We start from the raw sequence: 23,512 nt of genomic DNA on the forward strand, positions 1-23,512 counted from the left end.
CCTGACCCTTAAACGGCCATCAAGTCCTTTTCTTTTTCCTCAGTCGCCTTGGCGATCTGAGCTTCAAAGTCCTTGATCAGCTTGTCGATTTCGGCGCTGCCACGACGCTCTTCGTCTTCGCTGATTTCCTTGTCCTTGGTCAGTTTCTTCAACTCGCCCAGGGCGTCGCGACGGATGTTGCGCACGGCAACCCGTGCATCTTCGGCCGCGGCGCGCGCCTGCTTGGTGAAGCCCTTGCGGGTTTCCTCGGTCAGCGGCGCCATCTTGATCAGCAGCAGCTCGCCCAGGTTGGTCGGGTTGAGGTTGAGACCGGCACTGCCAATGGCCTTGTCGATGGCGCCGAGCATGTTGCGCTCGAATGGCACGACCTGCAGGGTCTGGGAATCCTTCACGGTAACGTTGGCAACGCCGCTCAACGGCGTGTCGGTACCGTAGTAAGGCACCATCACGCTGCCCAGGATACTCGGGTGGGCCTTGCCGGTACGGATCTGGCCGAATGCATGCGCCAGCGATTCCAGGGACTTTTTCATGCGCTCCTGGGCGTCTTTCTTGATTTCGTTGATCATTGTTCGCCTTCCTCGATCAGGGTTCCTTCAGCGCCACCATGCACGATATTCAGCAGGGCGCCGGGCTTGTTCATGTTGAATACCCGCAGCGGCATCTTGTGGTCGCGGCACAGGCAGATGGCCGTCAGGTCCATCACTCCCAGCTTGCGATCCAGCACTTCATCGTAAGTCAGATGATCGAACTTCTCGGCATGCGGGTCCTTGAACGGGTCTGCAGTGTAAACACCGTCGACCTTGGTTGCCTTGAGCACGACATCGGCATCGATCTCGATGGCGCGCAGGCAGGCTGCGGAGTCGGTAGTGAAGAACGGGTTGCCGGTGCCGGCCGCGAAAATCACCACCTCTTTGGAGTTCAGGTGGCGCATGGCCTTGCGACGGTCATAGTGATCGGTCACGCCCACCATGGAAATGGCGGACATCACGATGGCCGAGATATTCGCACGTTCCAGAGCGTCGCGCATGGCCAGGGCGTTCATCACAGTGGCCAGCATGCCCATGTGGTCGCCCGTGACCCGATCCATCCCGGCAGCGCTCAATGCGGCGCCACGGAACAGGTTGCCACCACCGATCACCAGGCCTACCTGGACGCCGATGCCAACCAGTTGGCCGACTTCCAGCGCCATGCGATCCAGCACCTTGGGGTCGATCCCGAACTCTTCCGAGCCCATCAGGGCCTCGCCGCTAAGCTTGAGTAGAATGCGTTTATAGCGAGCTTGATAACCACTGCCCTGCTGAGCCATTGCGAATCTCTCCTGCGGCGTATTTTAAAAATTCTTTGCGGGCTGTTTTCAGCCTGCGTTCACTCTAGCTTGACGCTGTCACAGCGCCATCAGAACACGACTTTGTAAACCGGTTCCGAGGTCACACAACAAAATTGCCCTGCCCATTTGAAAAGAGGCTGCGCGCGTGAGCGGGCAGCCTCTTCTGGGCGACAGTTGAAAAACCGTCTTACTGTTGCTTGGCAGCAGCCAGTTGTGCAGCTACTTCTTCAGCGAAGTTGTCTTCTTTCTTCTCGATGCCTTCGCCTACGGCGAAACGAGTGAAGGAAACGATTTCAGCGCCGCCTTTCTTGGCCAGAGCACCTACGGTGATTTCTGGATCCTTGACGAAGGCTTGCTCAACCAGGCTGGCTTCAGCCAGGAACTTGCTGATACGGCCAGCGATCATCTTCTCGACGATTTCGGCAGGCTTGCCTTTCATCTTGTCTTCGTTCAACTGCAGGAACACGCCCTTTTCACGCTCGATGGCTTCGGCGGAAACTTGCGAAGGCAGCAGGAACTCAGGGTTGCTTGCCGCTACGTGCATGGCGATGTCTTTGGCCAGGTCAACGGAACCGCCCTTCAGGACAACCGCAACACCGATCTTGTTACCGTGCAGGTAAGTACCGACCACGTCACCTTCAACGCGAGCCAGACGACGGATGTTGACGTTCTCGCCGGTCTTGCCCACCAGGATCAGACGGTCGGCTTCTTGAGCTTCGATCAACGGAGCGGCGTCGGTCAGTTTGTCAGCGAACGCTTTTTCAACGCTGGCAGCAACGAATGCCTTGAAGTCGTCCTGCAGAGCCAGGAAGTCGGTCTGCGAGTTCACTTCCAGCAGGACAGCGGCTTTACCGTCGTCCTTGATGGCGATAGCGCCTTCAGCAGCCACGTTGCCTGCTTTCTTGGCAGCCTTGATGGCGCCGGAAGCACGCATGTCATCAATGGCTTTTTCGATGTCGCCGCCGGCCTTGGTCAAGGCCTTTTTGCAATCCATCATGCCTTCGCCGGTACGCTCGCGCAGTTCTTTGACCAACGCTGCAGTAATCTCTGCCATTTTCAAAATCCTCTTGGATAGGTTTTCAACCATTCCACCCGATCGAACGGGCGTTCAATTCTTGGGCGCTGCCCCGAATTCACTTCATAACAGCCCCGGATTACAGAATCTGTCGGGGCGCGACGACGAAATGATTTTCGAGTTGGCAAAAAGGGGGCCAAGCCCCCTTTTTGCGTACTGAGTAAACGCTAAGCGTCAGTTACTCAGGCTTCAGCCGCCGGTGCTGCTGCTTCTTCGAACACTTCGGTGCCGCCAGCAACGTTGTTGCGACCACGGATCACAGCGTCAGCCATCGAACCCATGTACAGCTGGATGGCGCGAATGGCGTCATCGTTGCCTGGGATGATGTAGTCAACGCCTTCCGGGCTGCTGTTGGTATCGACAACGCCGATGACCGGGATGCCCAGCTTGTTGGCTTCGGTGATCGCGATGCGCTCGTGATCAACGTCGATCACGAACAGTGCGTCAGGCAGGCCGCCCATGTCCTTGATACCACCCAGGGAACGATCCAGCTTTTCCAGATCGCGAGTGCGCATCAGCGCCTCTTTCTTGGTCAGCTTGGCGAAGGTGCCGTCTTCTGCTTGCACTTCAAGGTCACGCAGACGCTTGATGGAAGCACGGATGGTTTTGTAGTTGGTCAGCATGCCGCCCAACCAGCGGTGATCGACGTACGGCGAACCGCAACGTGCTGCTTCTTCAGCAACGATCTTGCCAGCGGAACGCTTGGTGCCGACGAACAGAATCTTGTTTTTGCCCTGGGCCAGACGCTCTACGAAAGTCAGAGCTTCGTTGAACATTGGCAGGGTTTTTTCAAGGTTGATGATGTGAATCTTGTTGCGCGCGCCGAAAATGTACTTGCCCATTTTCGGATTCCAGTAACGGGTTTGGTGACCGAAGTGCACACCGGCCTTCAGCATATCGCGCATGTTGACTTGGGACATGATAGTTCCTTAATAAGTCGGGTTAGGCCTCCACGTATCCCAATGACCAACCAACAGCCTGCGCTGAGGGCACCCAGGTCATCGTGTCGACACGTGTGTGGGTTTGGGCTTTTCGGGGCATCCCCGGAAAGCGGCGCATTTTATACCACAGCGAGGGGCAAAACGGAACCCGGATTCACATCCGCCGATCCTTGGAGTTTTTGCCCTGTTGCTGGAATCGGCCCAGAATGCACCATTGTATGGAGACAAGCGCCAGCAGAACCTCAGATTTGCGCTGAGCGTCTGTTAGAATCGCTCCTTTGCGGCTTCCGAAAACCTTCCTGCTTCCACCCCGGCGCCAGCCTTGCCGGGGCAGGTTTTCAAGCCATTCCGTGTATATCGCGCCACTGAGCGTCAAGAGAGCCTGTATGACCGTCACCCTCAAAACTCCCGAGGACATCGCCAAAATGCGTGTCGCCGGCAAACTGGCCGCCGAAGTGCTGGAAATGATTGCCGAGCATGTCAAACCCGGGGTCACCACCGAAGAACTGGACCGCATCTGCCACGACTACATCGTCAACGTGCAGGGCGCCATCCCGGCCCCGCTGAACTACAAGGGCTTTCCCAAGTCCATCTGCACCTCGATCAACCACGTGGTGTGCCACGGCATCCCCAACGAGAAGCCGCTGAAGGATGGCGACACCCTGAACATCGACGTAACCGTCATCAAGGACGGCTACCACGGCGACACCAGCCGCATGTTCCACGTCGGCAATGTGCCGGTCTGGGCCGAGCGCCTGTCGCAGATCACTCAGGAATGCATGTACAAGGCCATCGAACTGGTGAAGCCGGGCTGCCGCCTGGGCGACATCGGCGAAGTGATCCAGAAGCACGCGGAAAAGAACGGCTTCTCGGTCGTGCGCGAATTCTGCGGCCACGGCATTGGCAAGGTATTCCACGAAGAGCCGCAGATCCTGCACTACGGCCGCGCCGGCACCGGCATGGAACTCAAGGCCGGCATGACCTTCACCATCGAGCCGATGATCAACCAGGGCAAGGCCGACACCAAGGTGCTGGGCGATGGCTGGACCGCCATTACCAAGGACCGCAAGCTCTCGGCGCAGTGGGAACACACCCTGCTGGTCACCGAGACCGGCTACGAAATCTTCACCCTGCGCAGCGATGACACCATCCCCCGGGTATCTGCCTGATCCACAACGCCGCGTCCCGACCTTATAGATAGAAAGGAAAGCCAATCGATGCCGCAGGTGGATCCCGAACTCTTCGACCGTGGCCAGTTCCAGGCGGAACTGGCACTGAAGGCCAGCCCCATCGCCGCCTTCAAGAAAGCCATCCGCCAGGCACGGGAAGTGCTCGACAACCGCTTTCGCAGCGGACGGGAAATCCGCCGGCTGATCGAGGACCGCGCCTGGTTCATCGATAACATCCTGCAAAAGGCCTGGGACCAGTTCAACTGGAGCACCGAGGCCGACATCGCCCTGGTGGCGGTCGGCGGCTACGGCCGCGGCGAGCTTCACCCCTACTCCGACATCGATCTGCTGATCCTCCTGGACAACGCCGATCACGAGATCTTTCGCGACTCCATCGAACGCTTCCTCACCCTGCTCTGGGACATTGGCCTGGAAGTCGGACAAAGCGTGCGTTCGGTGGACGAGTGCGCCGAGGAGGCCCGGGCCGACCTGACGGTGATCACCAACCTGATGGAAAGCCGCACCATCGCCGGGCCCGAGCACCTGCGCCAGCGCATGCTGGACGTCACCAGCACCGCACACATGTGGCCGAGCAAGGACTTCTTCCTGGCCAAGCGCGCCGAACAGAAGGCCCGTCACCACAAGTACAACGACACCGAATACAACCTGGAGCCCAACGTCAAAGGCTCCCCCGGCGGCCTGCGGGATATCCAGACCATTCTCTGGGTGGCCCGGCGCCAATACGGCACCCTGAACCTGCGAGCCCTGGCCGGCGAAGGCTTCCTGGTGGAAAGCGAAAACGCCCTGCTGGCCTCCTCCCAGGAATTCCTGTGGAAGGTCCGCTACGCCCTGCACATGCTTGCCGGGCGCGCCGAAGACCGCCTGCTGCTGGACCACCAGCGCTCCATCGCCGAGCTGCTGGGGTTCAGCGGTGAAGACGTCAAGCAGTCGATAGAAAGCTTCATGCAGCAGTACTACCGGGTGGTGATGAGCATCGCCCAGTTGAGCGACCTGATCATCCAGCACTTCGAGGAAGTGATCCTCGCCCCCGAGGACGAAGCCCCGCCGCAGCCGATCAACGCCCGCTTCCAGCTGCATGACGGCTATATCGAGGCGATCAACGACAACGTGTTCAAGCGCACCCCGTTCGCCATGCTGGAGATCTTCGTGCTGATGGCCCAGCACCCGGAGATCAAGGGCGTGCGCGCCGACACCATCCGCCTGCTGCGCGAACACCGGCACCTGATCGACGACGACTTCCGCCACGACATCCGCAACACCAGCCTGTTCATCGAGCTGTTCAAGTGCGAGATCGGCATCCACCGCAACCTGCGGCGGATGAACCGCTACGGCATCCTCGGACGCTACCTGCCGGAGTTCGGCTTCATCGTCGGACAGATGCAGCACGACCTGTTCCACATCTATACCGTGGACGCCCACACGCTGAATCTGATCAAGCACCTGCGCAAGATGCAGTACACGCCGATCTCCGAGAAATTCCCCCTGGCCAGCAAGCTCATGGGCAAGCTGCCCAAGCCCGAGCTGATCTACCTGGCCGGCCTGTATCACGACATCGGCAAGGGCCGCCACGGCGACCACTCGGAGATTGGCGCGGTGGATGCCGAAGCCTTCTGTGTGCGTCACCAACTGCCTTTATGGGACACCCGGCTGATCGTCTGGCTGGTGCAGAACCATCTGGTGATGTCCACCACCGCCCAGCGCAAGGACCTGTCCGACCCGCAGGTGATCCACGATTTCGCCCAGACCGTGGTCGACCAGACCCGCCTCGACTACCTCTACGTACTCACGGTCGCCGACATCTACGCCACCAACCCGACCCTGTGGAACTCCTGGCGCGCCAGCCTGCTGCGCCAGCTCTACACCGAAACCAAGCGCGCCCTGCGCCGCGGCCTGGAAAACCCGGTGGACCGCGAAGAGCAGATCCGCCAGACCCAGAGCGCCGCCCTGGACATCCTGGTGCGCAACGGCACCGACCCGGACGAAGTGGAACAACTCTGGTCGCAACTGGGCGACGACTACTTCCTGCGCCACACCGCCGGCGATGTGGCCTGGCACAGCGACGCGATCCTCCAGCAGCCGGCGGACGGCGGCCCGTTGGTGCTGATCAAGGAAATCACCCAGCGCGAGTTCGAGGGCGGCACCCAGATCTTCATCTACGCCCCGGACCAGCACGACTTCTTCGCGGTGACCGTGGCCGCCATGGACCAGCTCAACCTGAACATCCATGACGCACGCATCATCACCTCCAGCAGCCAGTTCACCCTCGACACCTACATCGTCCTGGACAACGACGGCGAGTCGATCGGCAACAACCCGCAGCGGGTCGAACAGATCCGCAAGGGCCTGACCGACGCCCTGCGCAACCCCGACGACTACCCGACCATCATCCAGCGCCGGGTGCCGCGCCAGCTCAAGCACTTTGCCTTCGAGCCCGAGGTGACCATCCACAACGACGCCCAGCGTCCGGTGACCGTGCTCGAGCTCAGCGCCCCGGACCGCCCGGGCCTGCTGGCGCGGATCGGCAAGATCTTCCTGGAGTTCGACCTGTCGCTGCAGAATGCCAAGATCGCCACCCTGGGCGAGCGCGTGGAAGACGTGTTCTTCATTACCGATGCGCACAACCAGCCCCTTTCCGACCCACAGCTGTGCAGCCGCTTGCAGGATGCGATCGTCGAACAGTTGAGTGTCAGCCACGAACCGACTATCGAAACGACCCGCCTGAGCATCTGACAGGTCTGAACCGCCGCTTTGAGTGAGAAAACGCACCGATGAACAACGCTCTGAACCAGTTGCAGCCTTACCCGTTCGAAAAGCTGCGGGCCCTGCTCGGCACCGTGACGCCCAACCCGGACAAGCGCCCGATCGCCCTGTCCATCGGCGAGCCCAAGCACCGCTCGCCGAGCTTTGTCGCCGAAGCCCTGGCCAGCAACCTCGATCAGATGGCGGTCTACCCCACCACCCTGGGCATCCCGGCGCTGCGTGAAGCGATTGGTGCCTGGTGCGAGCGCCGCTTCGGCGTGCCGACCGGCTGGATCGACCCGGCGCGCAACGTATTGCCGGTCAACGGCACCCGCGAAGCCCTGTTCGCCTTCACCCAGACCGTGGTCAACCGCGGCGAAGACGCCCTGGTGGTCAGTCCCAACCCCTTCTATCAGATCTACGAAGGCGCCGCCTTCCTCGCCGGAGCCAAGCCGCACTACCTGCCGTGCCTGGATGAAAACGGCTTCAACCCGGATTTCGACGCCGTACCGGCCGAGATCTGGCAGCGCTGCCAGATCCTCTTCCTGTGCTCCCCGGGCAACCCCACCGGCGCGCTGATCCCGCTGGACACCCTGAAAAAACTGATCGCCCTGGCCGACGAACACGACTTCGTGATCGCCGCCGACGAGTGCTACAGCGAGCTGTACTTCGACGAGCAGACCCCACCGCCGGGCCTGCTCAGCGCCTGTGTCGAACTGGGCCGCAAGGACTTCAAGCGCTGCGTGGTGTTCCACAGCCTGTCCAAGCGCTCCAACCTGCCGGGCCTGCGCTCCGGCTTCGTTGCCGGCGACGCCGAGATCCTCAAGGGTTTCCTGCTGTACCGCACCTACCACGGCTGCGCCATGCCGGTGCAGACCCAACTGGCCAGCGTCGCCGCCTGGAACGATGAAGTGCACGTGCGCGCCAACCGCGCGCTGTACCGCGAGAAGTTCGACGCGGTGCTGGCGATCCTCGCCCCCGTGATGGACGTACAACGCCCGGACGGCAGCTTCTACCTGTGGCCGAACGTGGCCGGGGATGACGCCGCCTTCTGCCGCGACCTGTTCGAGCAGGAACACGTGACCGTGGTCCCGGGTTCCTACCTGTCGCGGGATGTGGACGGCACCAACCCGGGTGCCGGACGGGTGCGCATGGCGCTGGTCGCGCCGCTGGCGGAATGCGTGGAAGCCGCCGAGCGGATTCGCGATTTCGTGTTGCGTCGGGCCTGAGCCCCTTCGTCGACAAGCCGGCTCCTGCACCCTCCCTGCAGGAGCCGGCTTGCCGGCAAAAGCGTCATCCGTTCACTTCACCAGCCCCAGATTCGCCTCGCTCAAATCCAGGTCCGCCAACACCTCGCGCAGCACATCGTCACCGATCTGGTGATGTCGGCTCAGGCGGTACAGCTCCAGCCGTTGCGCACGCAGGGCCTTGAGCCGCAGGCGGCGCTCCAGCAAGTCCATCTGCAAGGCCAGGGCCTGGGCCTCGGCGGAGTCGTTGTAGACCTCCAACTGATGCCGGTACTCAGCCATCAAGCGCCCCTTGAGCTCGGTGGCCAGCGCCGCTTGCGCCGCGTCCGGAACCTCACTGGTTTCGGCCACCTCCTCGGCTTCCAGGGCATGGATCGCTGCCTCGGCAGTCTTGCGCCAGGCATCGCGCACTTCCCCGCGGCGCTTGTCGTCGGGGCTCTTCACAATGCCGCGCAACAGCAGCGGCAGGGCAATGCAGGCCGCCACCAGGGACAGCAGAATCACTCCGGCGGCGATAAAGATCAGCAGGTCACGCTCGGGAAATGCCTCCCCGGCGCCCAGGAACAAAGGCACCGACATCACACCGGCCAAGGTCACTGCCCCACGTACCCCACCCACGGTCAGCAACCAGCAGGAACGCGCCGTGGGCACCAGGGTCAGCTCGCCCTTGCCGCGCCAGCGCCGCAGCAGCCCGGACAGACGCCAGATACTCTGCACCCAGATAAAGCGCAACACCAACAACACCAGGAAGATCGCCAGCACATCCAGGCAGCGATAGAACAGGGTCGGCCAGAGCGAGGTCTCGTGACTGACCACGGCCTTGACGATGTCCGGCAATTGCAGGCCCAAGAGCAGAAAAATCAGGCCGTTGAAGGCAAACTCCAGCAGCGACCAGACACTGCGATTGAGCAGCCGGGTGCTGGTCTGGCGCGGCAGCAGGTCGAGCCAGCTCTGCATCATCCCCGCCGCCACCGCCGAGAGAATGCCCGAGGCCCCCAGGCGCTCGGCCAGCACATAGGCGGCAAACGGCAACAGCAGCATGAACACCACATGGGTCGCCGGGTCGTCCCAGCCGCGGGCGATCATCCAGGCCCGCAGGCGCCCCACCAACCAGCTCAGGGCCACGCCGACCGCCAGCCCGCCCACCGCTACCAGAACAAAGGTCAGGCTGGCATTGGCCAGGGAAAACACCCCGGTCACGGCCGCCACCAGGGCGAACTTGAAGGTCACCAGGCCCGAAGCGTCGTTCATCAGGGCCTCGCCCTGGAGCATGTGCATCAGCGGGGTCGGCAGGCGATTCTGGGAAATCGCCGACACCGCCACGGCGTCGGTGGGCGACAGCACGGCCGCCAAGGCAAAAGCCACCGGCAGAGGAATGGTCGGCAACAGCCAGTGAATGAAGTAGCCGGCACCGACCACGGTAAACAGCACCAAACCCACCGCCAGGGTCAGAATCGGTCCCCGCAGACGCCAGAATTCGCGCTTGGGCATGCGCCAGCCATCGGAAAACAGCAGCGGCGGCAGAAACAGGAACAGGAACAGCTCCGGGTCCAGGGCGACGTGCAATCCCAGGGTCGGCCAGGCCAGCAAGGCGCCGGCGACAATCTGCAGCAAGGGCAAGGGCAGCGGAATCACCCGTCCGACCAGTCGCGAAAGACTCACCAGCATCAGCAGGATGAGGACGGTATAGGCGGTTTGCATAAAGCGAAAATCCAAGGCTCAACAGGAAAAATCGTACGCATCTCAGCTGAGAATCGCCGACGAAGTGCCATATTAGCCGCTTAAACTTGGCGCTGACCGCTGCACATAAGTCGCAAGCCCCGCACCCTGCCACGCAACAACCTGCGACAAAGCCGATTTCAGGCCGGCGCCGAAGCGCTGCGGTCGTGGCATAATCCGTGACCTTTGATCTCCAGCATCTCCAAAGGGGGCAATTCCTTGACCGCTTCAAGTAAAACGTTGCACCTTTTCGGCATCAAAGCCTGTGACACCATGAAAAAGGCGCGCACCTGGCTCGATGAACACGCTGTCAGCTATGACTTCCACGATTACAAAACCTCCGGCATTGACCGTGAGCACCTGAACCAATGGTGCGACGAGCACGGTTGGCAGGTGGTGTTGAACCGCGCAGGCACGACCTTTCGCAAACTCGATGACGAAAGCAAAGCCGATCTCGACCAGGCGAAAGCCGTTGAACTGATGCTCGCGCAACCTTCGATGATCAAGCGCCCGGTGCTCGATCTCGGAGACAAGACCCTGATTGGCTTCAAGCCAGACCTTTACGCAGCGGCGCTCAAGTAAGCCTGCTCACTCAATTTCGCAAGAGGTAACTGCATGTCCACTACCCTGTTCAGCCTGGCATTCGGTGTCGGCACCCAAAATCGTCAAGGCGCTTGGCTGGAAGTGTTCTACGCATCGCCACTGCTCAATCCTGCCGCCGAAATCGTTGCCGCTGTCGCACCGATCCTCGGCTACAGCGAAGGCAACCAGGCCATCACCTTCACCACCGCCCAGGCCGCGCAGATGGCCGATGCGCTGAAGAGCATCGACGCCACCCAGGCTGCCCTGCTGACCCGCCTGGCCGAAAGCCACAAGCCGCTAGTAGCCACCCTGCTGGCCGAAGACGCTCAATTGACCTCCACCCCAGAGGCCTACCTGAAGCTGCACCTGCTGTCCCATCGCCTGGTCAAGCCACACGGCCTGAGCCTGGCCGGCGTGTTCCCGCTGCTGCCGAACGTGGCCTGGACCAGTCAGGGTGCGATCGATCTGGGCGAGTTGGCCGAGCGTCAACTGGAAGCCCGCCTGCGCGGCGAGCTGCTGGAAGTGTTCTCGGTGGACAAGTTCCCGAAAATGACCGACTACGTGGTGCCGAGCGGCGTGCGCATCGCGGACAGCGCGCGGATCCGCCTGGGCGCCTACATCGGCGAAGGCACCACCGTGATGCACGAAGGCTTCGTCAACTTCAACGCCGGCACCGAAGGCCCGGGCATGATCGAAGGCCGTGTATCGGCTGGCGTGTTCGTCGGCAAGGGTTCGGACCTGGGCGGTGGCTGCTCCACCATGGGCACCCTGTCGGGTGGCGGCAACATCGTGATCAAGGTCGGCGAAGGCTGCCTGATCGGCGCCAACGCCGGTATCGGCATTCCCCTGGGCGACCGCAACACCGTGGAGTCGGGCCTTTACGTGACTGCCGGCACCAAGGTGGCGCTGCTGGACGAGAACAACCAGCTGGTCAAGGTGCTCAAGGCCCGGGAACTGGCCGGCCAGCCGGACCTGCTGTTCCGTCGCAACTCGGAAACCGGCGCCGTGGAGTGCAAGACCCACAAGTCGGCCATCGAGCTGAACGAAGCGCTGCACGCTCACAACTAAGCAGCGATTCGGTTTCACTGGAACCGGCCGGGCGCTTATCATCGGCGCCCGGCCTGTTCAAACGAGTTCTGCCACCATGCTTGTAGCCTCCCCCTGGCGCGCCGACTTCCCGGCCATCGCCGCCCTGCATCGCCAGGACCAGACGTACCTGGACAACGCCGCCACCACGCAAAAACCCCGAGCCCTGCTGGACGCCCTGGCCCACTACTACGCCAATGGCGCGGCCAATGTGCATCGCGCGCAACACCTGCCCGGCGCCCACGCCACCCAGGCCTTCGAAGACAGCCGCAGCAAGGTCGGCCAGTGGCTCAATGCCGGTGACAGCGGACAGATCGTCTTCACCCACGGCGCCACTTCCGCGCTGAACCTCCTGGCCTACGGCCTGGAACACCAATTCACAGCGGGCGATGAAATCGTCATCAGCGCCCTGGAACACCACGCCAACCTGCTGCCCTGGCAGCAATTGGCCGAACGTCGTCAACTCAAGCTGATCGTCCTGCCGCTGGATGCCGACGGAATCATCGATATCGAGGCGGCCGGCCACCTGATCGGCCCAAGAACGCGGCTGCTGGCGCTGAGCCAGCTGTCCAACGTGCTCGGTGCATGGCAGCCCTTGAGCCCGCTGCTGGCCATGGCCAGGGCCCGGGACGCACTGACCGTGATCGACGGCGCCCAGGGCGTGGTGCATGGCCGCCATGACGTGCAGGCCCTGGGCTGCGACTTCTATGTGTTCTCCAGCCATAAACTCTACGGCCCGGACGGGGTCGGTGTGCTCTTTGGCCGCCACGAGGCGCTCAAGGGGCTGCGCCACTGGCAGTTTGGTGGCGAGATGGTCCAGAACGCCGACTACCATCACGCCAGCTTCCGCCCGGCGCCGCTGGGCTTCGAGGCCGGCACCCCGCCGATTGCCGGGGTCATCGGCCTGGGTGCGACCCTGGATTACCTCGGCGGCCTGGATCAGTCGGCAGTGGCCGCGCACGAAGCCGCGTTGCACGCCTATCTGTTGCAGGGCTTGCAGGCACGCAACGGCATCCGCCTGTTGGGCTCCCCGCAACTGGCCCTGGTCAGCTTCGTCGTGGACGGCGTGCACAACGCCGACCTGGCGCACCTGCTGACCGAACAGGGCATTGCCGTGCGGGCCGGGCATCACTGCGCCATGCCGCTGATGAAAAGCCTGGGGCTGGCCGGAGCGATCCGGGTGTCGTTGGCGCTGTACAACGACTCCGAAGACCTGGAGCGCTTCTTCGAGGCCCTGGATCAGGCCCTGGAGTTGCTGCGATGAGCCTGCCGGCGGATGCCGTCGCCGCCCTGCAGGTGTTCCAGGGCGCTGCCGGCTGGGAACAGCGGGCACGCCTGCTGATGCAATGGGGCGAACGCCTGCCAGCCCTGAGCGAGGCCGACAAGGTCGAAGCCAATCGGGTGCACGGCTGCGAAAGCCAGGTCTGGCTGGTGGCGAGCCTGGAAAATGATCATTGGCAATTTGCCGCCGCCAGCGACGCGCGGCTGATTCGCGGCCTGGTCGCCTTGCTGCTGGCGCGGGTCAACGGCCTGACGGCGCAGCAATTGCGCGAGGTGGACCTGGCGGACTGGTTCAATCAGTTGGGCCTGTCGCGCCAGCTCTCGCCATCGCGCAGCAACGGCCTGAACGCGGTGCTGCAGCGCATGAACGAACTGGCCGGCCCCCTGTAGCCGCTGTCGAGCCTGCGAGGCTGCGAAAAGGTCCGCAGGACCTTGCCTGGCGCTCTCCCGCCAGCCCCCCTAGCGGCCTCAAGCCCCCACGGGCCGCCGGGCCGCTCGCCGCCTGCGGCAGCGGCTACAGGGGCTTGCTGCGCTCGGACGGGCGGCGCACGCCGGCGACGATCTTGTCCACCGCCTTGGTCGCCGCCACCATGCCGAAGGTCGCGGTCACCATCATCACCGCGCCAAAACCGCCGGCGCAGTCGAGCTTGACCCCATCACCGACAAAGCTTTTCTGCAGGCAGATACTGCCGTCCGGCTTCGGGTAGCGCAGTTGCTCGGTGGAAAACACGCAGGGCACGCTGTAGTGCCGGGTCACGGTGCGCGAGAAACCATAGTCGCGGCGCAACGTGGAGCGCACTTTGGAGGCCAATGGATCGTTGAAGGTGCGGTTCAGGTCGCAGACCTGGATCAGCGTCGGGTCGATCTGCCCGCCGGCACCGCCGGTGGTGATGATCTGGATCTTGCGCCGCTTGCACCAGGCGATCAGCGCCGCCTTGGCATTCACGCTATCGATGCAGTCGATCACGCAGTCGATGTTCGGGGTGATGTATTCGGCCATGGTCTCGCGGGTGACGAAATCCGCCACCGCATGCACGCGGCAGTCCGGATTGATGCCGCGCAGGCGCTCGGCCATGACCTCGACCTTGGGCTTGCCCACGGTGCTGTCCAGGGCATGCAGTTGCCGGTTGCTGTTGCTGACGCAGACATCGTCGAGGTCGAACAGCGAGATCTCGCCCACCCCGCAGCGGGCAATGGCTTCCGCCGCCCAGGAACCGACACCGCCGACCCCGACAATCGCCACATGGGCCGCCCGCAGCCGCTCCAAGCCTTCAATGCCATACAAACGAGCGACGCCGGCAAACCGTGGATCTTCTGTACTCATGACCATCACCTAAAAAACCGGCGCGCATTATAGGGCTGGGAAGCGACAAGTTTTAAGCCGCCAGCTACAAGTAAAGAACTTAAACGCAATTACAGTGCCCAAGGTCTGGCTTTCCTCTGTGCGCTGTACGCTCAGTTGAGGGCCGGTGTAGGATGCCCGCCGTTTGGCGCCTGCCAACCCTTCCCTCGTTCCACACCCTTTGGAACCCGAAATAGCTATGTCATCGCGTAAATTTGGACTCAACCTGGTGATAGTGCTGGCCATTGCCGCGCTGTTCACCGGCTTCTGGGCGCTGATCAATCGCCCGGTCTCGGCCCCCGACTGGCCGGAACAGATCTCCGGTTTTTCATACTCGCCTTTCCAGCAGGGCCAGTTCCCGCAGAAGGACCAGTACCCGTCCGACGATGAAATGCGTCGCGACCTGGAGATCATGAGCAAGCTGACGGACAACATCCGTACCTATTCGGTGGATGGCAGCCTGCAGGATATTCCCAAGCTGGCCGAAGAGTTCGGCCTGCGCGTGACCCTGGGCATCTGGATCAGCCCGGACCTGGAGCGCAACGAGCGGGAAATCATGCGCGCCATCGAACTGGCCAACAGCTCGCGCAGCGTGGTGCGGGTAGTGGTGGGCAACGAAGCGATCTTCCGCAAGGAAATCACCGCCGACCAGTTGTCGGTGATTCTCGACCGGGTCCGCGCTGCGGTGAAAGTCCCGGTCACCACCTCGGAACAGTGGCACGTCTGGGAAGAACACCCGGAGCTGGCCAAGCACGTCGACCTGATCGCCGCGCACATCCTGCCGTACTGGGAGTTCATCCCGGTGGACAAGGCCCAGCAGTTCGTCCTCGATCGCGCCCGCGACCTGAAGAAGATGTTCCCGAAAAAGCCGCTGCTGCTGTCCGAAGTGGGCTGGCCGAGCAACGGCCGCATGCGCGGTGGCGCCGACGCCAGTCCGGCGGACCAGGCGATCTACCTGCGCACCCTGGTCAACAAGCTCAACCGCCAGGGCTACAACTACTTCGTCATCGAAGCCTTCGACCAGCCGTGGAAGGCCAGCGACGAAGGTTCGGTGGGCGCCTACTGGGGCGTGTTCAACGCCGCGCGCCAGCAGAAATTCAACTTCGAAGGCCCGGTAGTGGCGATCCCGCAATGGCGGGTGCTGGCCATCGGCTCGGTGGTGCTGGCGCTGCTGTCGCTGACCCTGCTGATGATCGACGGCTCGGCCCTGCGCCAGCGTGGCCGCACCTTCCTGACCTTCATCGCCTTCCTCTGCGGTTCGGTGCTGGTGTGGATCGGCTACGACTACAGCCAGCAATACAGCACCTGGTTCAGCCTGACCGTGGGCTTTCTCCTCGCGCTCGGTGCGCTGGGGGTGTTCATCGTGCTGCTCACCGAGGCCCATGAGCTGGCCGAGGCGGTGTGGATCCACAAGCGCCGGCGCGAGTTCCTGCCGGTGGAAGGCGACTCCAGCTACCGGCCGAAAGTCTCGATCCACGTGCCGTGCTACAACGAGCCGCCGGAGATGGTCAAACAGACCCTCAATGCCCTGGCCAACCTCGATTACCCGGACTTCGAAGTCCTGATCATCGACAACAACACCAAGGACCCGGCGGTCTGGGAGCCGGTGCAGGCCTATTGCGAGACCCTGGGCCCGCGCTTCAAGTTCTTCCACGTCGCGCCATTGGCCGGTTTCAAGGGCGGTGCGCTGAACTACCTGCTGCCGCACACCGCCAAGGATGCCGAAGTGATCGCGGTGATCGACTCCGACTACTGCGTCGACCGCAACTGGCTCAAACACATGGTGCCGCACTTCGCCGATCCGAAGATCGCCATCGTGCAGTCGCCCCAGGACTACCGCGACCAGAACGAAAGCACCTTCAAGAAGCTCTGCTACGCGGAGTACAAGGGCTTCTTCCATATCGGCATGGTCACCCGCAACGACCGTGACGCGATCATCCAGCACGGCACCATGACCATGACCCGGCGCACAGTGCTGGAAGAGCTGGGCTGGGCCGACTGGTGCATCTGCGAAGACGCCGAGCTGGGCCTGCGGGTGTTCGAGAAGGGCCTGTCGGCGGCGTACCACCACGAAAGCTACGGCAAGGGCCTGATGCCCGACACCTTTATCGACTTCAAGAAGCAGCGCTTCCGCTGGGCCTATGGCGCGATCCAGATCATCAAGCGCCACACCGCCAGCCTGCTGCGCGGCAAGGACACCGAGCTGACCCGCGGCCAGCGCTACCACTTCCTCGCGGGCTGGCTGCCGTGGGTGGCGGATGGCATGAACATCTTCTTCACCGTCGGCGCCCTGCTGTGGTCGGCGGCGATGATCATCGTGCCGCAACGGGTCGACCCGCCGCTGCTGATCTTCGCGATCCCGCCGCTGGCGCTGTTCGTGTTCAAGGTCGGCAAGATCATCTTCCTCTACCGCCGGGCCGTGGGGGTCAACCTCAAGGACGCGTTCTGTGCGGCCCTGGCGGGCCTGGCCTTGTCCCACACCATCGCCAAGGCGGTGCTGTACGGCTTCTTCACCAGCAGCATCCCGTTCTTCCGCACCCCGAAGAACGCCGATAACCACGGCTTCTGGGTGGCGATCTCCGAAGCCCGGGAAGAGTTGTTCATCATGCTGCTGTTGTGGGGCGCGGCGCTGGGGATCTTCCTGGTGCAGGGCCTGCCGAGCAACGACATGCGCTTCTGGGTGACCATGCTCCTGGTGCAGTCGCTGCCTTATGTGGCGGCACTGGTCATGGCCTTCCTTTCGTCGCTGCCAAAACCTGCGGAACACCCCGAGCCGGCTCCAGCCGCCTAAATCGATGCAAAGCACTAAACGGCGGCCTCAGGCCGCCGTTTTGCTTTAAGATATCCGCCATTTTGCGCGCCTAGCCCGCAGCTCTCCCTGTAGGAGCGAGCCTGCTCGCGATAGATGTCAAGAATGACGCAAGCACCTGAGGCTCTGCGCCGCTCTTGAGTCCATCGCGAGCTTGCTCGCTGCTACAACAAGAAAAGAGCCGCGCCTGATCTTGCCTTGCACCGGAGTTTCCCATGACGGCCCACGCCGAGCTTTCGCCGACCCTGCAACTTGCCTGTGATCTGATCCGCCGCCCCTCGGTGACGCCGGTCGACGCCGACTGCCAGAAGCTGATGATGCAGCGCCTGGGCGATGCCGGCTTCAAGCTGGAACCGATGCGCATCGAGGACGTGGACAATTTCTGGGCCACCCATGGCCGGCATGACGGCCCGGTGCTGTGCTTCGCCGGGCACACCGACGTGGTGCCCACCGGTCCGGTCCAGGCCTGGCAGAACGATCCGTTCGAAGCCCTGATCGATGAACACGGCATGCTTTGCGGCCGTGGCGCGGCGGACATGAAAGGCAGTCTGGCCGCCATGCTGGTGGCCGCCGAGCGCTTTGTCGCCGACTACCCGGACCACAAGGGCTCGGTGGCCTTCCTCATCACCAGCGACGAAGAAGGCCCGGCGCACCACGGCACCAAGGCGGTGGTGGAACGCCTGGCAGCACGCAAGGAGCGCCTGGACTGGTGCATCGTCGGCGAGCCTTCGAGCACCAGCCTGGTGGGCGACGTGGTCAAGAACGGCCGTCGCGGCTCCCTCGGCGCCAAGCTCACGGTCCGCGGGGTACAGGGCCACGTGGCCTACCCGCATCTGGCCAAGAACCCGATCCACCTGGCGGCAGCGGCCCTGGCGGAACTGGCGGCCGAACATTGGGACGACGGCAATGCCTTCTTCCCGCCCACCAGCTTCCAGATCTCCAACCTCAACTCCGGCACCGGCGCCACCAACGTGATCCCCGGTGATCTGGTGGCGGTGTTCAACTTCCGCTTCTCCACCGAATCCACCGTGGAAGGCCTGCAGCAGCGGGTCGCGGCGATCCTCGACAAGCACGGCCTGGACTGGCACGTGGACTGGGCCCTGTCCGGCCTGCCATTCCTCACCGAACCCGGCGCCCTGCTGGACGCGGTTTCGGCCAGCATCAAGCAGGTCACCGGCCGCGAGACCAAGGCATCCACCAGCGGCGGGACTTCCGACGGTCGTTTCATCGCCACCCTGGGCACCCAAGTGGTGGAACTGGGCCCGGTCAACGCCACGATCCACCAGGTCAACGAGCGGATCCTGGCCAGCGACCTGGATGTGCTGACCGAGATCTACTACCAGACTCTCGTCAAGTTGCTTGCCTGATGCTCGCCTGTCCTCTTTGCAGCGCCCCGCTGAATGCCGTGGACAACGGCGTGGCCTGCCCGGCCGGGCATCGCTTCGACCGGGCCCGCCAGGGCTACCTGAACCTGCTGCCGGTGCAGCACAAGAACAGCCGTGACCCGGGTGACAACCAGGCCATGGTCGAGGCCCGCCGCGACTTCCTCAACGCCGGGCATTACGCCCCGGTGGCCCGGCGCCTGGCAGAGCTGGCGGCGGAACGCGCGCCCCAGCGCTGGGTCGACATCGGCTGTGGCGAGGGCTACTACACCGCGCAACTGGCCGAGGCCTTGCCTGGCGCCGACGGGTATGCCCTGGATATTTCCCGGGAAGCGGTGAAACGCGCCTGCCGCCGCGCGCCGCAACTGACCTGGATGGTCGCCAGCATGGCGCGCATTCCGTTGGCCGATGCCAGCTGCCAGTTCCTCGCCAGCGTCTTCAGCCCCCTCGACTGGCAGGAAGCCAAGCGTCTGCTGAGCCCCGGCGGCGGGCTGATGAAAGTCGGCCCCACCAGCGGTCACCTGATGGAGCTGCGCGAGCGCCTGTACGACGAGGTGCGCGAGTACACCGACGACAAGCACCTGGCCCTGGTACCTGAAGGCATGGCCCTGGCCCACAGCGAAACCCTGGCGTTCAAGCTGTGCCTGGAACGCCCGGAAGATCGCGCCAACCTGCTGGCCATGACCCCTCACGGCTGGCGCGCCAGCGCCGAACGCCGGGCCGCGGTGATCGAGCAGGCCGAGCCTTTCGAGGTCAGCGTGTCGATGCGCTACGATTACTTCGTGCTGCAATAAACCCCACTAGAACCCACGACTTCGGGCAGCGGCCCGGGGTCGAAGAAATCCGCGAATGGATTTTTCAGACCGGCAATGAGGACATCCATGCGCCAGCCCGATATCGAGATTTACCTGAAAGACGCCGACGTCGACTACAAGGCCATCGCCGCCTGGCTCGGTGCCGTGCTCGGCCCTTGCAGCGACTGGGTGCAGAAAGGCCAGACCTACAAATGCAGCGCAGGCGACGTGCCAGTGACCTGGCTGCCCAAAGCGGTGGGCAAGTGGAACAGCCTGTACCTGGAAAGCGACCAGACCCCATGGGATGACGACATCGCCTGCGCCCGCGCCGCCTTTGCCGCCTTGAACGTGGAAGTGCGCTGCGCACCGGGCAGCTGGGTCGAGGAAGAAGGTGAAGAGTCCGCCGATCGCTGGATTCGCATCAGCGCCGACGGTGAAGAAGAGATTACCTGGCGCACCGCCTGAACATTGAACCCGTAGGAGCCGGCTTGCCGGCGAAGGCGCCGCCAAAGCTTGCATCGCCAGTGCCCCTGTTCGCTGGCAAGCCAGCTCCTACCGGGTTGGTTACAGGCCGACGACGTCTTCGGCTTGCAGACCTTTCTGGCCTTCGACCACGGCGTACTCCACCTGCTGGCCTTCGGTCAGGGAGCGGTGGCCTTCGCCACGGATCGCTCGATAGTGGACAAACACGTCCGCCCCACCTTCACGCTGGATAAAGCCGTAGCCCTTGGCGTCGTTGAACCACTTCACGTTGCCGGTCTCACGAGTAGTCATGAATCCATACCTCATTTTTTTATTATTGGATTGGCGCACTGCAACCAAACCTTGAGAACTTTCCCCCGACCTGTGTCTCTATGACAGGAGGCAACACGGCCGCGAGAGAGTCGGCCGAGTATATGACAGGCGTAAAAACTCTCAACTCAATCTTGTTTCGGCGCTTTTTTGCCGATTTTCGGCGAATCCGGCACACTACCGGCCCCGAGCAGTTGCTCGGTTTTGTGTTCATCCACATATTCACTCACGCAGAAGCCGTATGACCCGCTCCCCGATCCGCCGTCTCGTGTTTGGCACCTTGCGCCGCCTGCTGTACCTCTGGGTGCGCTCGGAAACCATCAACCAGTCGTCCTTCACCCTCGACCTCGACCGCAGCCGGCCGGTGTTCTACGTCCTGCAAAACCCGTCCCTGACTGACCTGGCCGTGGTCGATAGCGAATGCACCAAGGCCGGGCTGCCACGCCCGGTGCTGCCGGTGTCGGTGGGCAATCTGCTGGAGCCTGCGGCCTTCTTCTACCTGACCCCGGAGCCCGACTGGCTCGGCCGCCAGGACAAGCGCGGCGCGCCGCCGACCCTGACCCGACTGGTCAGCGCCCTGGCCCAGAACGCCGCCGAAGACGCGCAGATCATTCCGGTCAGCGTGTTCTGGGGCCAGTCCCCGGACAGTGAATCGAGCCCGTGGAAACTGCTGTTCGCCGACAGCTGGGCAGTCACCGGGCGCCTGCGCCGGCTGCTGAGCATCATGATCCTGGGGCGCAAGACCCGGGTGCAGTTCTCCGCGCCGATCAACCTGCGGGAACTGATCGAACACAACAAGGGCCACGAACGCACCGTGCGCATGGCCCAGCGCATCCTGCGGGTGCACTTTCGCAACCTCAAGGCCGCGGTCATCGGCCCGGACATTTCCCACCGACGCAACCTGGTCAAGGGCCTGCTCAACCAGCCCCTGGTGAAACAGGCGATCCTCGACGAGGCCGAGCGCGAGAAGATCTCCCCGGAAAAAGCCAAGGCCCAGGCCCTGCGCTACGGCAACGAGATCGCCTCGGACTACACCTACACCGCGATCCGCTTCCTGGAAGTGGTGCTCAGCTGGTTCTGGAACAAGATCTACGACGGGATCAAGGTCAACCATCTGGAAGGCGTGCAGAAGATCGCCCAGGGTCACGAAGTGATCTACGTGCCCTGCCACCGCAGCCATATCGACTACCTGCTGCTGTCCTACCTGCTGTTTCGCAACGGCCTGACGCCGCCGCACATCGCCGCCGGGATCAACCTCAACATGCCGGTGATCGGCAGCCTGCTGCGCCGCGGCGGGGCCTTCTTCATGCGCCGCACCTTCAAGGGCAACCCGCTGTACACCTCAGTGTTCAACGAATACCTGCACACCCTGTTCACCAAGGGCTTCCCGGTGGAGTACTTCGTCGAAGGCGGGCGTTCGCGCACCGGGCGCATGCTGCAGCCCAAGACCGGAATGCTGGCCATCACCCTGCGCAGCTTCCTGCGCTCGTCGCGCATGCCCATCGTCTTCGTGCCGGTGTACATCGGCTATGAGCGGGTCCTGGAAGGCCGCACCTACCTGGGCGAGCTACGCGGCGCGAGCAAGAAGAAGGAGTCGATCTTCGACATCTTCAAGGTCATCGGTGCCCTCAAGCAGCGCTTCGGCCAGGTGGCGGTGAACTTCGGCGAACCGATCAAGCTGGCGGAGTTCCTCGACCAGGAGCAACCAGACTGGCGCTCCCAGGAGCTGGGCCCGCAGTACCGCCCGGCCTGGCTCAACGAAACCACCAACCGCCTGGGCGAGCGGGTGGCCCAGCACCTCAATGAAGCCGCGGCGATCAACCCGGTGAACCTGGTGGCCCTGGCCCTGCTCTCCACCAGCCGCCTGGCCCTGGACGAACGCGCCATGGCCCGGGTCCTGGACCTGTACCTGGCACTGCTGCGCCGCGTGCCCTACTCGCCCCACACCACCTTGCCGGAAGGCGATGGCCGGGCGCTGATCCAGCACGTCAAGGACATGGACCTGCTGGCCGAGCAAAGCGACGCCCTGGGCAAGATCCTCTACCTGGACGAGCAGAACGCCGTCCTGATGACCTACTACCGCAACAACGTGCTGCACATCTTCGCCCTGCCGGCCCTGCTGGCGAGCTTCTTCCAGAGTTCGTCGCGCATGAGCCGCGAACAGATCCTGCGCTACACCCGGGCGCTGTATCCCTACCTGCAGGCGGAGCTGTTCATTCGCTGGTCGCTGGAGGAACTCGACGCGGTGGTGGATCAATGGCTGGAGGCCTTCGTCGAACAGGGCCTGCTGCGTTTCGAGAAGGACCTGTACCTGCGCCCGGCCCCCAGCTCGCGGCATTTTGTCCTGCTGACGCTGCTGTCCAAGAGCATCGCCCAGACCCTGCAACGCTTCTACATGGCCATTTCCCTGCTGCTCAACAGCGGCCAGAACAGCATCAGCGCCGAGGAGCTGGAAGACCTGTGCACGGTCATGGCCCAGCGCCTGTCGATCCTGCATGGCCTCAATGCCCCGGAGTTCTTCGACAAGAGTCTGTTCCGCCACTTCATCCAGACCCTGCTGGACCAGGGCGTATTGCGCCGCGACGAAGCCGGCAAGCTGAGCTACCACCCACTGCTGGGGGACCTGGCCGAAGGCGCCGCCAAGCGCGTGCTGCCGGCGGAGATTCGCCTGTCGATCCGCCAGGTCGCCCTGCACCGCAGCGAAGATGCCGCCGAGCAGCTCGCGGCACCGGTGCAAAGCGACTAGATTCTTATCGGCGCCGCAGAATCTGCGGCGCCCCCGATACGGAGATCCGCAATGAAAAAACTCACCCTGCTGGCAGCCACTGCGTTGCTCGGCGCCTGCCAAGCCATGCAGCCTGCGGCCAAGGCCAGCCTCGATGGTGAAGTCTTCTACCTGCAGCGCATCGCCCTGCCGCCCACCGCCACCCTGAGCGTGAGCCTGCAGGACGTGTCCCTGGCAGATGCGCCGGCGCAAGTCCTGGCCGAGCAGAGCGGTCCGATCAAGGGCCAGGTGCCGCTGCCCTTCCACCTCAGCTACGACCCGGCCCAGGTCAAGCCAGGCCACCGCTACGCGGTCAGCGCGCGGATCGAACTGGACGGCAAGCTGATGTTCATCACCACCGAACACAACGGAGTCAATCTGGACGGCAAGGATCCCCAGCCGCTGAAACTCCGTGTCGACGCTGTACGTTAACTCTCATTGT

20 protein-coding genes are annotated in these 23,512 nt (G+C 63.1%); 13 read left to right on the forward strand and 7 right to left on the reverse strand.

Features of this window, described 5'->3' with window-relative positions; all coding sequences use genetic code 11:
- Window positions 1-8: 8 nt before the first annotated feature.
- The 4 genes from frr to rpsB all read right to left on the reverse strand — a co-directional run bounded on the left by frr (window position 9) and on the right by rpsB (window position 3,322).
- Window positions 9-566 (reverse strand): ribosome recycling factor, encoded by a 558-nt coding sequence (gene frr, locus ACMGG8_RS28660; protein WP_011059527.1) that lies wholly within the window; start codon window positions 564-566, stop codon window positions 9-11.
- Complete coding sequence (gene pyrH, locus ACMGG8_RS28665) at window positions 563-1,306, reverse strand: UMP kinase (protein ID WP_011059526.1); 744 nt, start codon at window positions 1,304-1,306, stop codon at window positions 563-565. The genes frr and pyrH overlap by 4 nt, the downstream gene beginning before the upstream one ends.
- A gap of 208 nt (window positions 1,307-1,514) precedes the next feature.
- Window positions 1,515-2,381, reverse strand: a complete 867-nt coding sequence (tsf, locus tag ACMGG8_RS28670; RefSeq protein ID WP_060837761.1) for a translation elongation factor Ts — start codon at window positions 2,379-2,381, stop codon at window positions 1,515-1,517.
- Between the two features lie 203 nt (window positions 2,382-2,584).
- The gene (gene rpsB, locus ACMGG8_RS28675) at window positions 2,585-3,322 is read right to left on the reverse strand and encodes a 30S ribosomal protein S2 (protein WP_011059524.1); all 738 of its coding nucleotides are present in this window, start codon (window positions 3,320-3,322) and stop codon (window positions 2,585-2,587) included.
- A gap of 407 nt (window positions 3,323-3,729) precedes the next feature.
- Between rpsB and map the strand changes: the two genes are divergently transcribed.
- From map to dapC, 3 genes are read left to right on the forward strand one after another with little or no spacing between them, the layout of a single operon-like run.
- Window positions 3,730-4,512 carry a type I methionyl aminopeptidase gene (map, locus tag ACMGG8_RS28680; protein WP_047302039.1) on the forward strand — a complete coding sequence of 261 codons (783 nt, stop codon included), beginning with the start codon at window positions 3,730-3,732 and terminating at the stop codon, window positions 4,510-4,512.
- A gap of 48 nt (window positions 4,513-4,560) precedes the next feature.
- Window positions 4,561-7,263, forward strand: a complete 2,703-nt coding sequence (locus ACMGG8_RS28685) for a [protein-PII] uridylyltransferase (protein WP_060842600.1) — start codon at window positions 4,561-4,563, stop codon at window positions 7,261-7,263.
- A 38-nt stretch (window positions 7,264-7,301) separates the two neighbouring features.
- Window positions 7,302-8,501, forward strand: a complete 1,200-nt coding sequence (dapC, locus tag ACMGG8_RS28690) for a succinyldiaminopimelate transaminase (protein ID WP_060837759.1) — start codon at window positions 7,302-7,304, stop codon at window positions 8,499-8,501.
- Window positions 8,502-8,573: 72 nt separating this feature from the next.
- Here dapC and ACMGG8_RS28695 read toward each other — a convergent pair whose 3' ends face one another.
- Window positions 8,574-10,220, reverse strand: coding sequence for a Na+/H+ antiporter (locus ACMGG8_RS28695; RefSeq protein WP_060837758.1), 1,647 nt, complete (start codon window positions 10,218-10,220; stop codon window positions 8,574-8,576).
- Between the two features lie 237 nt (window positions 10,221-10,457).
- Here ACMGG8_RS28695 and ACMGG8_RS28700 point away from each other — a divergent pair, with 237 nt between their 5' ends.
- From ACMGG8_RS28700 to ACMGG8_RS28715, 4 genes are all read left to right on the forward strand, one after another.
- Window positions 10,458-10,820: an ArsC family reductase gene (locus ACMGG8_RS28700; RefSeq protein WP_011059519.1), complete on the forward strand. Its 363-nt coding sequence runs from the start codon at window positions 10,458-10,460 to the stop codon at window positions 10,818-10,820.
- 33 nt (window positions 10,821-10,853) lie between these two features.
- On the forward strand, window positions 10,854-11,888 hold the full coding sequence (gene dapD, locus ACMGG8_RS28705) for a 2,3,4,5-tetrahydropyridine-2,6-dicarboxylate N-succinyltransferase (protein ID WP_015634328.1): 1,035 nt from the start codon (window positions 10,854-10,856) through the stop codon (window positions 11,886-11,888).
- A 76-nt stretch (window positions 11,889-11,964) separates the two neighbouring features.
- Entirely contained in the window at window positions 11,965-13,170 is a 1,206-nt protein-coding gene (locus tag ACMGG8_RS28710; RefSeq protein ID WP_414158843.1) for an aminotransferase class V-fold PLP-dependent enzyme, read from the forward strand.
- The gene (locus ACMGG8_RS28715) at window positions 13,167-13,577 is read left to right on the forward strand and encodes a SufE family protein (protein ID WP_060837756.1); all 411 of its coding nucleotides are present in this window, start codon (window positions 13,167-13,169) and stop codon (window positions 13,575-13,577) included. Before ACMGG8_RS28710 ends, ACMGG8_RS28715 begins: the two co-directional genes overlap by 4 nt.
- Before the next feature lie 124 nt (window positions 13,578-13,701).
- On the opposite strand, the gene tcdA is transcribed toward ACMGG8_RS28715, so the two are convergent.
- The gene (gene tcdA / locus ACMGG8_RS28720) at window positions 13,702-14,517 is read right to left on the reverse strand and encodes a tRNA cyclic N6-threonylcarbamoyladenosine(37) synthase TcdA (RefSeq protein ID WP_082729180.1); all 816 of its coding nucleotides are present in this window, start codon (window positions 14,515-14,517) and stop codon (window positions 13,702-13,704) included.
- 211 nt (window positions 14,518-14,728) lie between these two features.
- Between tcdA and ACMGG8_RS28725 the strand changes: the two genes are divergently transcribed.
- The 4 genes from ACMGG8_RS28725 to ACMGG8_RS28740 all read left to right on the forward strand — a co-directional run bounded on the left by ACMGG8_RS28725 (window position 14,729) and on the right by ACMGG8_RS28740 (window position 19,979).
- Window positions 14,729-17,320, forward strand: coding sequence for a glycosyltransferase (locus ACMGG8_RS28725; protein WP_060837754.1), 2,592 nt, complete (start codon window positions 14,729-14,731; stop codon window positions 17,318-17,320).
- Window positions 17,321-17,553: 233 nt separating this feature from the next.
- Window positions 17,554-18,705 carry a succinyl-diaminopimelate desuccinylase gene (gene dapE, locus ACMGG8_RS28730; protein WP_060837753.1) on the forward strand — a complete coding sequence of 384 codons (1,152 nt, stop codon included), beginning with the start codon at window positions 17,554-17,556 and terminating at the stop codon, window positions 18,703-18,705.
- The gene (locus ACMGG8_RS28735; RefSeq protein ID WP_060837752.1) at window positions 18,705-19,514 is read left to right on the forward strand and encodes a putative RNA methyltransferase; all 810 of its coding nucleotides are present in this window, start codon (window positions 18,705-18,707) and stop codon (window positions 19,512-19,514) included. The genes dapE and ACMGG8_RS28735 overlap by 1 nt, the downstream gene beginning before the upstream one ends.
- 87 nt (window positions 19,515-19,601) lie before the next feature.
- A complete protein-coding gene (locus tag ACMGG8_RS28740; RefSeq protein ID WP_092320004.1) occupies window positions 19,602-19,979 on the forward strand; it encodes a hypothetical protein in 378 nt (125 codons plus the stop codon).
- 99 nt (window positions 19,980-20,078) lie between these two features.
- Here ACMGG8_RS28740 and ACMGG8_RS28745 read toward each other — a convergent pair whose 3' ends face one another.
- A complete protein-coding gene (locus ACMGG8_RS28745) occupies window positions 20,079-20,288 on the reverse strand; it encodes a cold-shock protein (RefSeq protein WP_011059510.1) in 210 nt (69 codons plus the stop codon).
- Window positions 20,289-20,547: 259 nt separating this feature from the next.
- Here ACMGG8_RS28745 and plsB point away from each other — a divergent pair, with 259 nt between their 5' ends.
- Both plsB and ACMGG8_RS28755 read left to right on the forward strand, forming a co-directional pair.
- Window positions 20,548-23,052 carry a glycerol-3-phosphate 1-O-acyltransferase PlsB gene (gene plsB, locus ACMGG8_RS28750; RefSeq protein WP_060842596.1) on the forward strand — a complete coding sequence of 835 codons (2,505 nt, stop codon included), beginning with the start codon at window positions 20,548-20,550 and terminating at the stop codon, window positions 23,050-23,052.
- Between the two features lie 51 nt (window positions 23,053-23,103).
- Window positions 23,104-23,502 (forward strand): YbaY family lipoprotein, encoded by a 399-nt coding sequence (locus ACMGG8_RS28755; protein ID WP_060842595.1) that lies wholly within the window; start codon window positions 23,104-23,106, stop codon window positions 23,500-23,502.
- Window positions 23,503-23,512 lie beyond the last annotated feature (10 nt).

The organism is Pseudomonas sp. BNK-45 (assembly GCF_047456255.1).
Classification (GTDB): Bacteria; Pseudomonadota; Gammaproteobacteria; order Pseudomonadales; family Pseudomonadaceae; genus Aquipseudomonas.

Bases quoted from the DNA above. Each gene is read 5' to 3' on its own strand.
- frr (WP_011059527.1), bottom strand. From the start codon at position 566: ATGATCAACGAAATCAAGAAAGACGCCCAGGAGCGCATGAAAAAGTCC.
- pyrH (WP_011059526.1), bottom strand. From the start codon at position 1,306: ATGGCTCAGCAGGGCAGTGGTTATCAAGCTCGCTATAAACGCATTCTA.
- tsf (WP_060837761.1), bottom strand. From the start codon at position 2,381: ATGGCAGAGATTACTGCAGCGTTGGTCAAAGAACTGCGCGAGCGTACC.
- rpsB (WP_011059524.1), bottom strand. From the start codon at position 3,322: ATGTCCCAAGTCAACATGCGCGATATGCTGAAGGCCGGTGTGCACTTC.
- map (WP_047302039.1), top strand. From the start codon at position 3,730: ATGACCGTCACCCTCAAAACTCCCGAGGACATCGCCAAAATGCGTGTC.
- ACMGG8_RS28685 (WP_060842600.1), top strand. From the start codon at position 4,561: ATGCCGCAGGTGGATCCCGAACTCTTCGACCGTGGCCAGTTCCAGGCG.
- dapC (WP_060837759.1), top strand. From the start codon at position 7,302: ATGAACAACGCTCTGAACCAGTTGCAGCCTTACCCGTTCGAAAAGCTG.
- ACMGG8_RS28695 (WP_060837758.1), bottom strand. From the start codon at position 10,220: ATGCAAACCGCCTATACCGTCCTCATCCTGCTGATGCTGGTGAGTCTT.
- dapD (WP_015634328.1), top strand. From the start codon at position 10,854: ATGTCCACTACCCTGTTCAGCCTGGCATTCGGTGTCGGCACCCAAAAT.
- ACMGG8_RS28710 (WP_414158843.1), top strand. From the start codon at position 11,965: ATGCTTGTAGCCTCCCCCTGGCGCGCCGACTTCCCGGCCATCGCCGCC.
- ACMGG8_RS28715 (WP_060837756.1), top strand. From the start codon at position 13,167: ATGAGCCTGCCGGCGGATGCCGTCGCCGCCCTGCAGGTGTTCCAGGGC.
- tcdA (WP_082729180.1), bottom strand. From the start codon at position 14,517: ATGGTCATGAGTACAGAAGATCCACGGTTTGCCGGCGTCGCTCGTTTG.
- ACMGG8_RS28725 (WP_060837754.1), top strand. From the start codon at position 14,729: ATGTCATCGCGTAAATTTGGACTCAACCTGGTGATAGTGCTGGCCATT.
- dapE (WP_060837753.1), top strand. From the start codon at position 17,554: ATGACGGCCCACGCCGAGCTTTCGCCGACCCTGCAACTTGCCTGTGAT.
- ACMGG8_RS28735 (WP_060837752.1), top strand. From the start codon at position 18,705: ATGCTCGCCTGTCCTCTTTGCAGCGCCCCGCTGAATGCCGTGGACAAC.
- ACMGG8_RS28740 (WP_092320004.1), top strand. From the start codon at position 19,602: ATGCGCCAGCCCGATATCGAGATTTACCTGAAAGACGCCGACGTCGAC.
- ACMGG8_RS28745 (WP_011059510.1), bottom strand. From the start codon at position 20,288: ATGACTACTCGTGAGACCGGCAACGTGAAGTGGTTCAACGACGCCAAG.
- plsB (WP_060842596.1), top strand. From the start codon at position 20,548: ATGACCCGCTCCCCGATCCGCCGTCTCGTGTTTGGCACCTTGCGCCGC.
- ACMGG8_RS28755 (WP_060842595.1), top strand. From the start codon at position 23,104: ATGAAAAAACTCACCCTGCTGGCAGCCACTGCGTTGCTCGGCGCCTGC.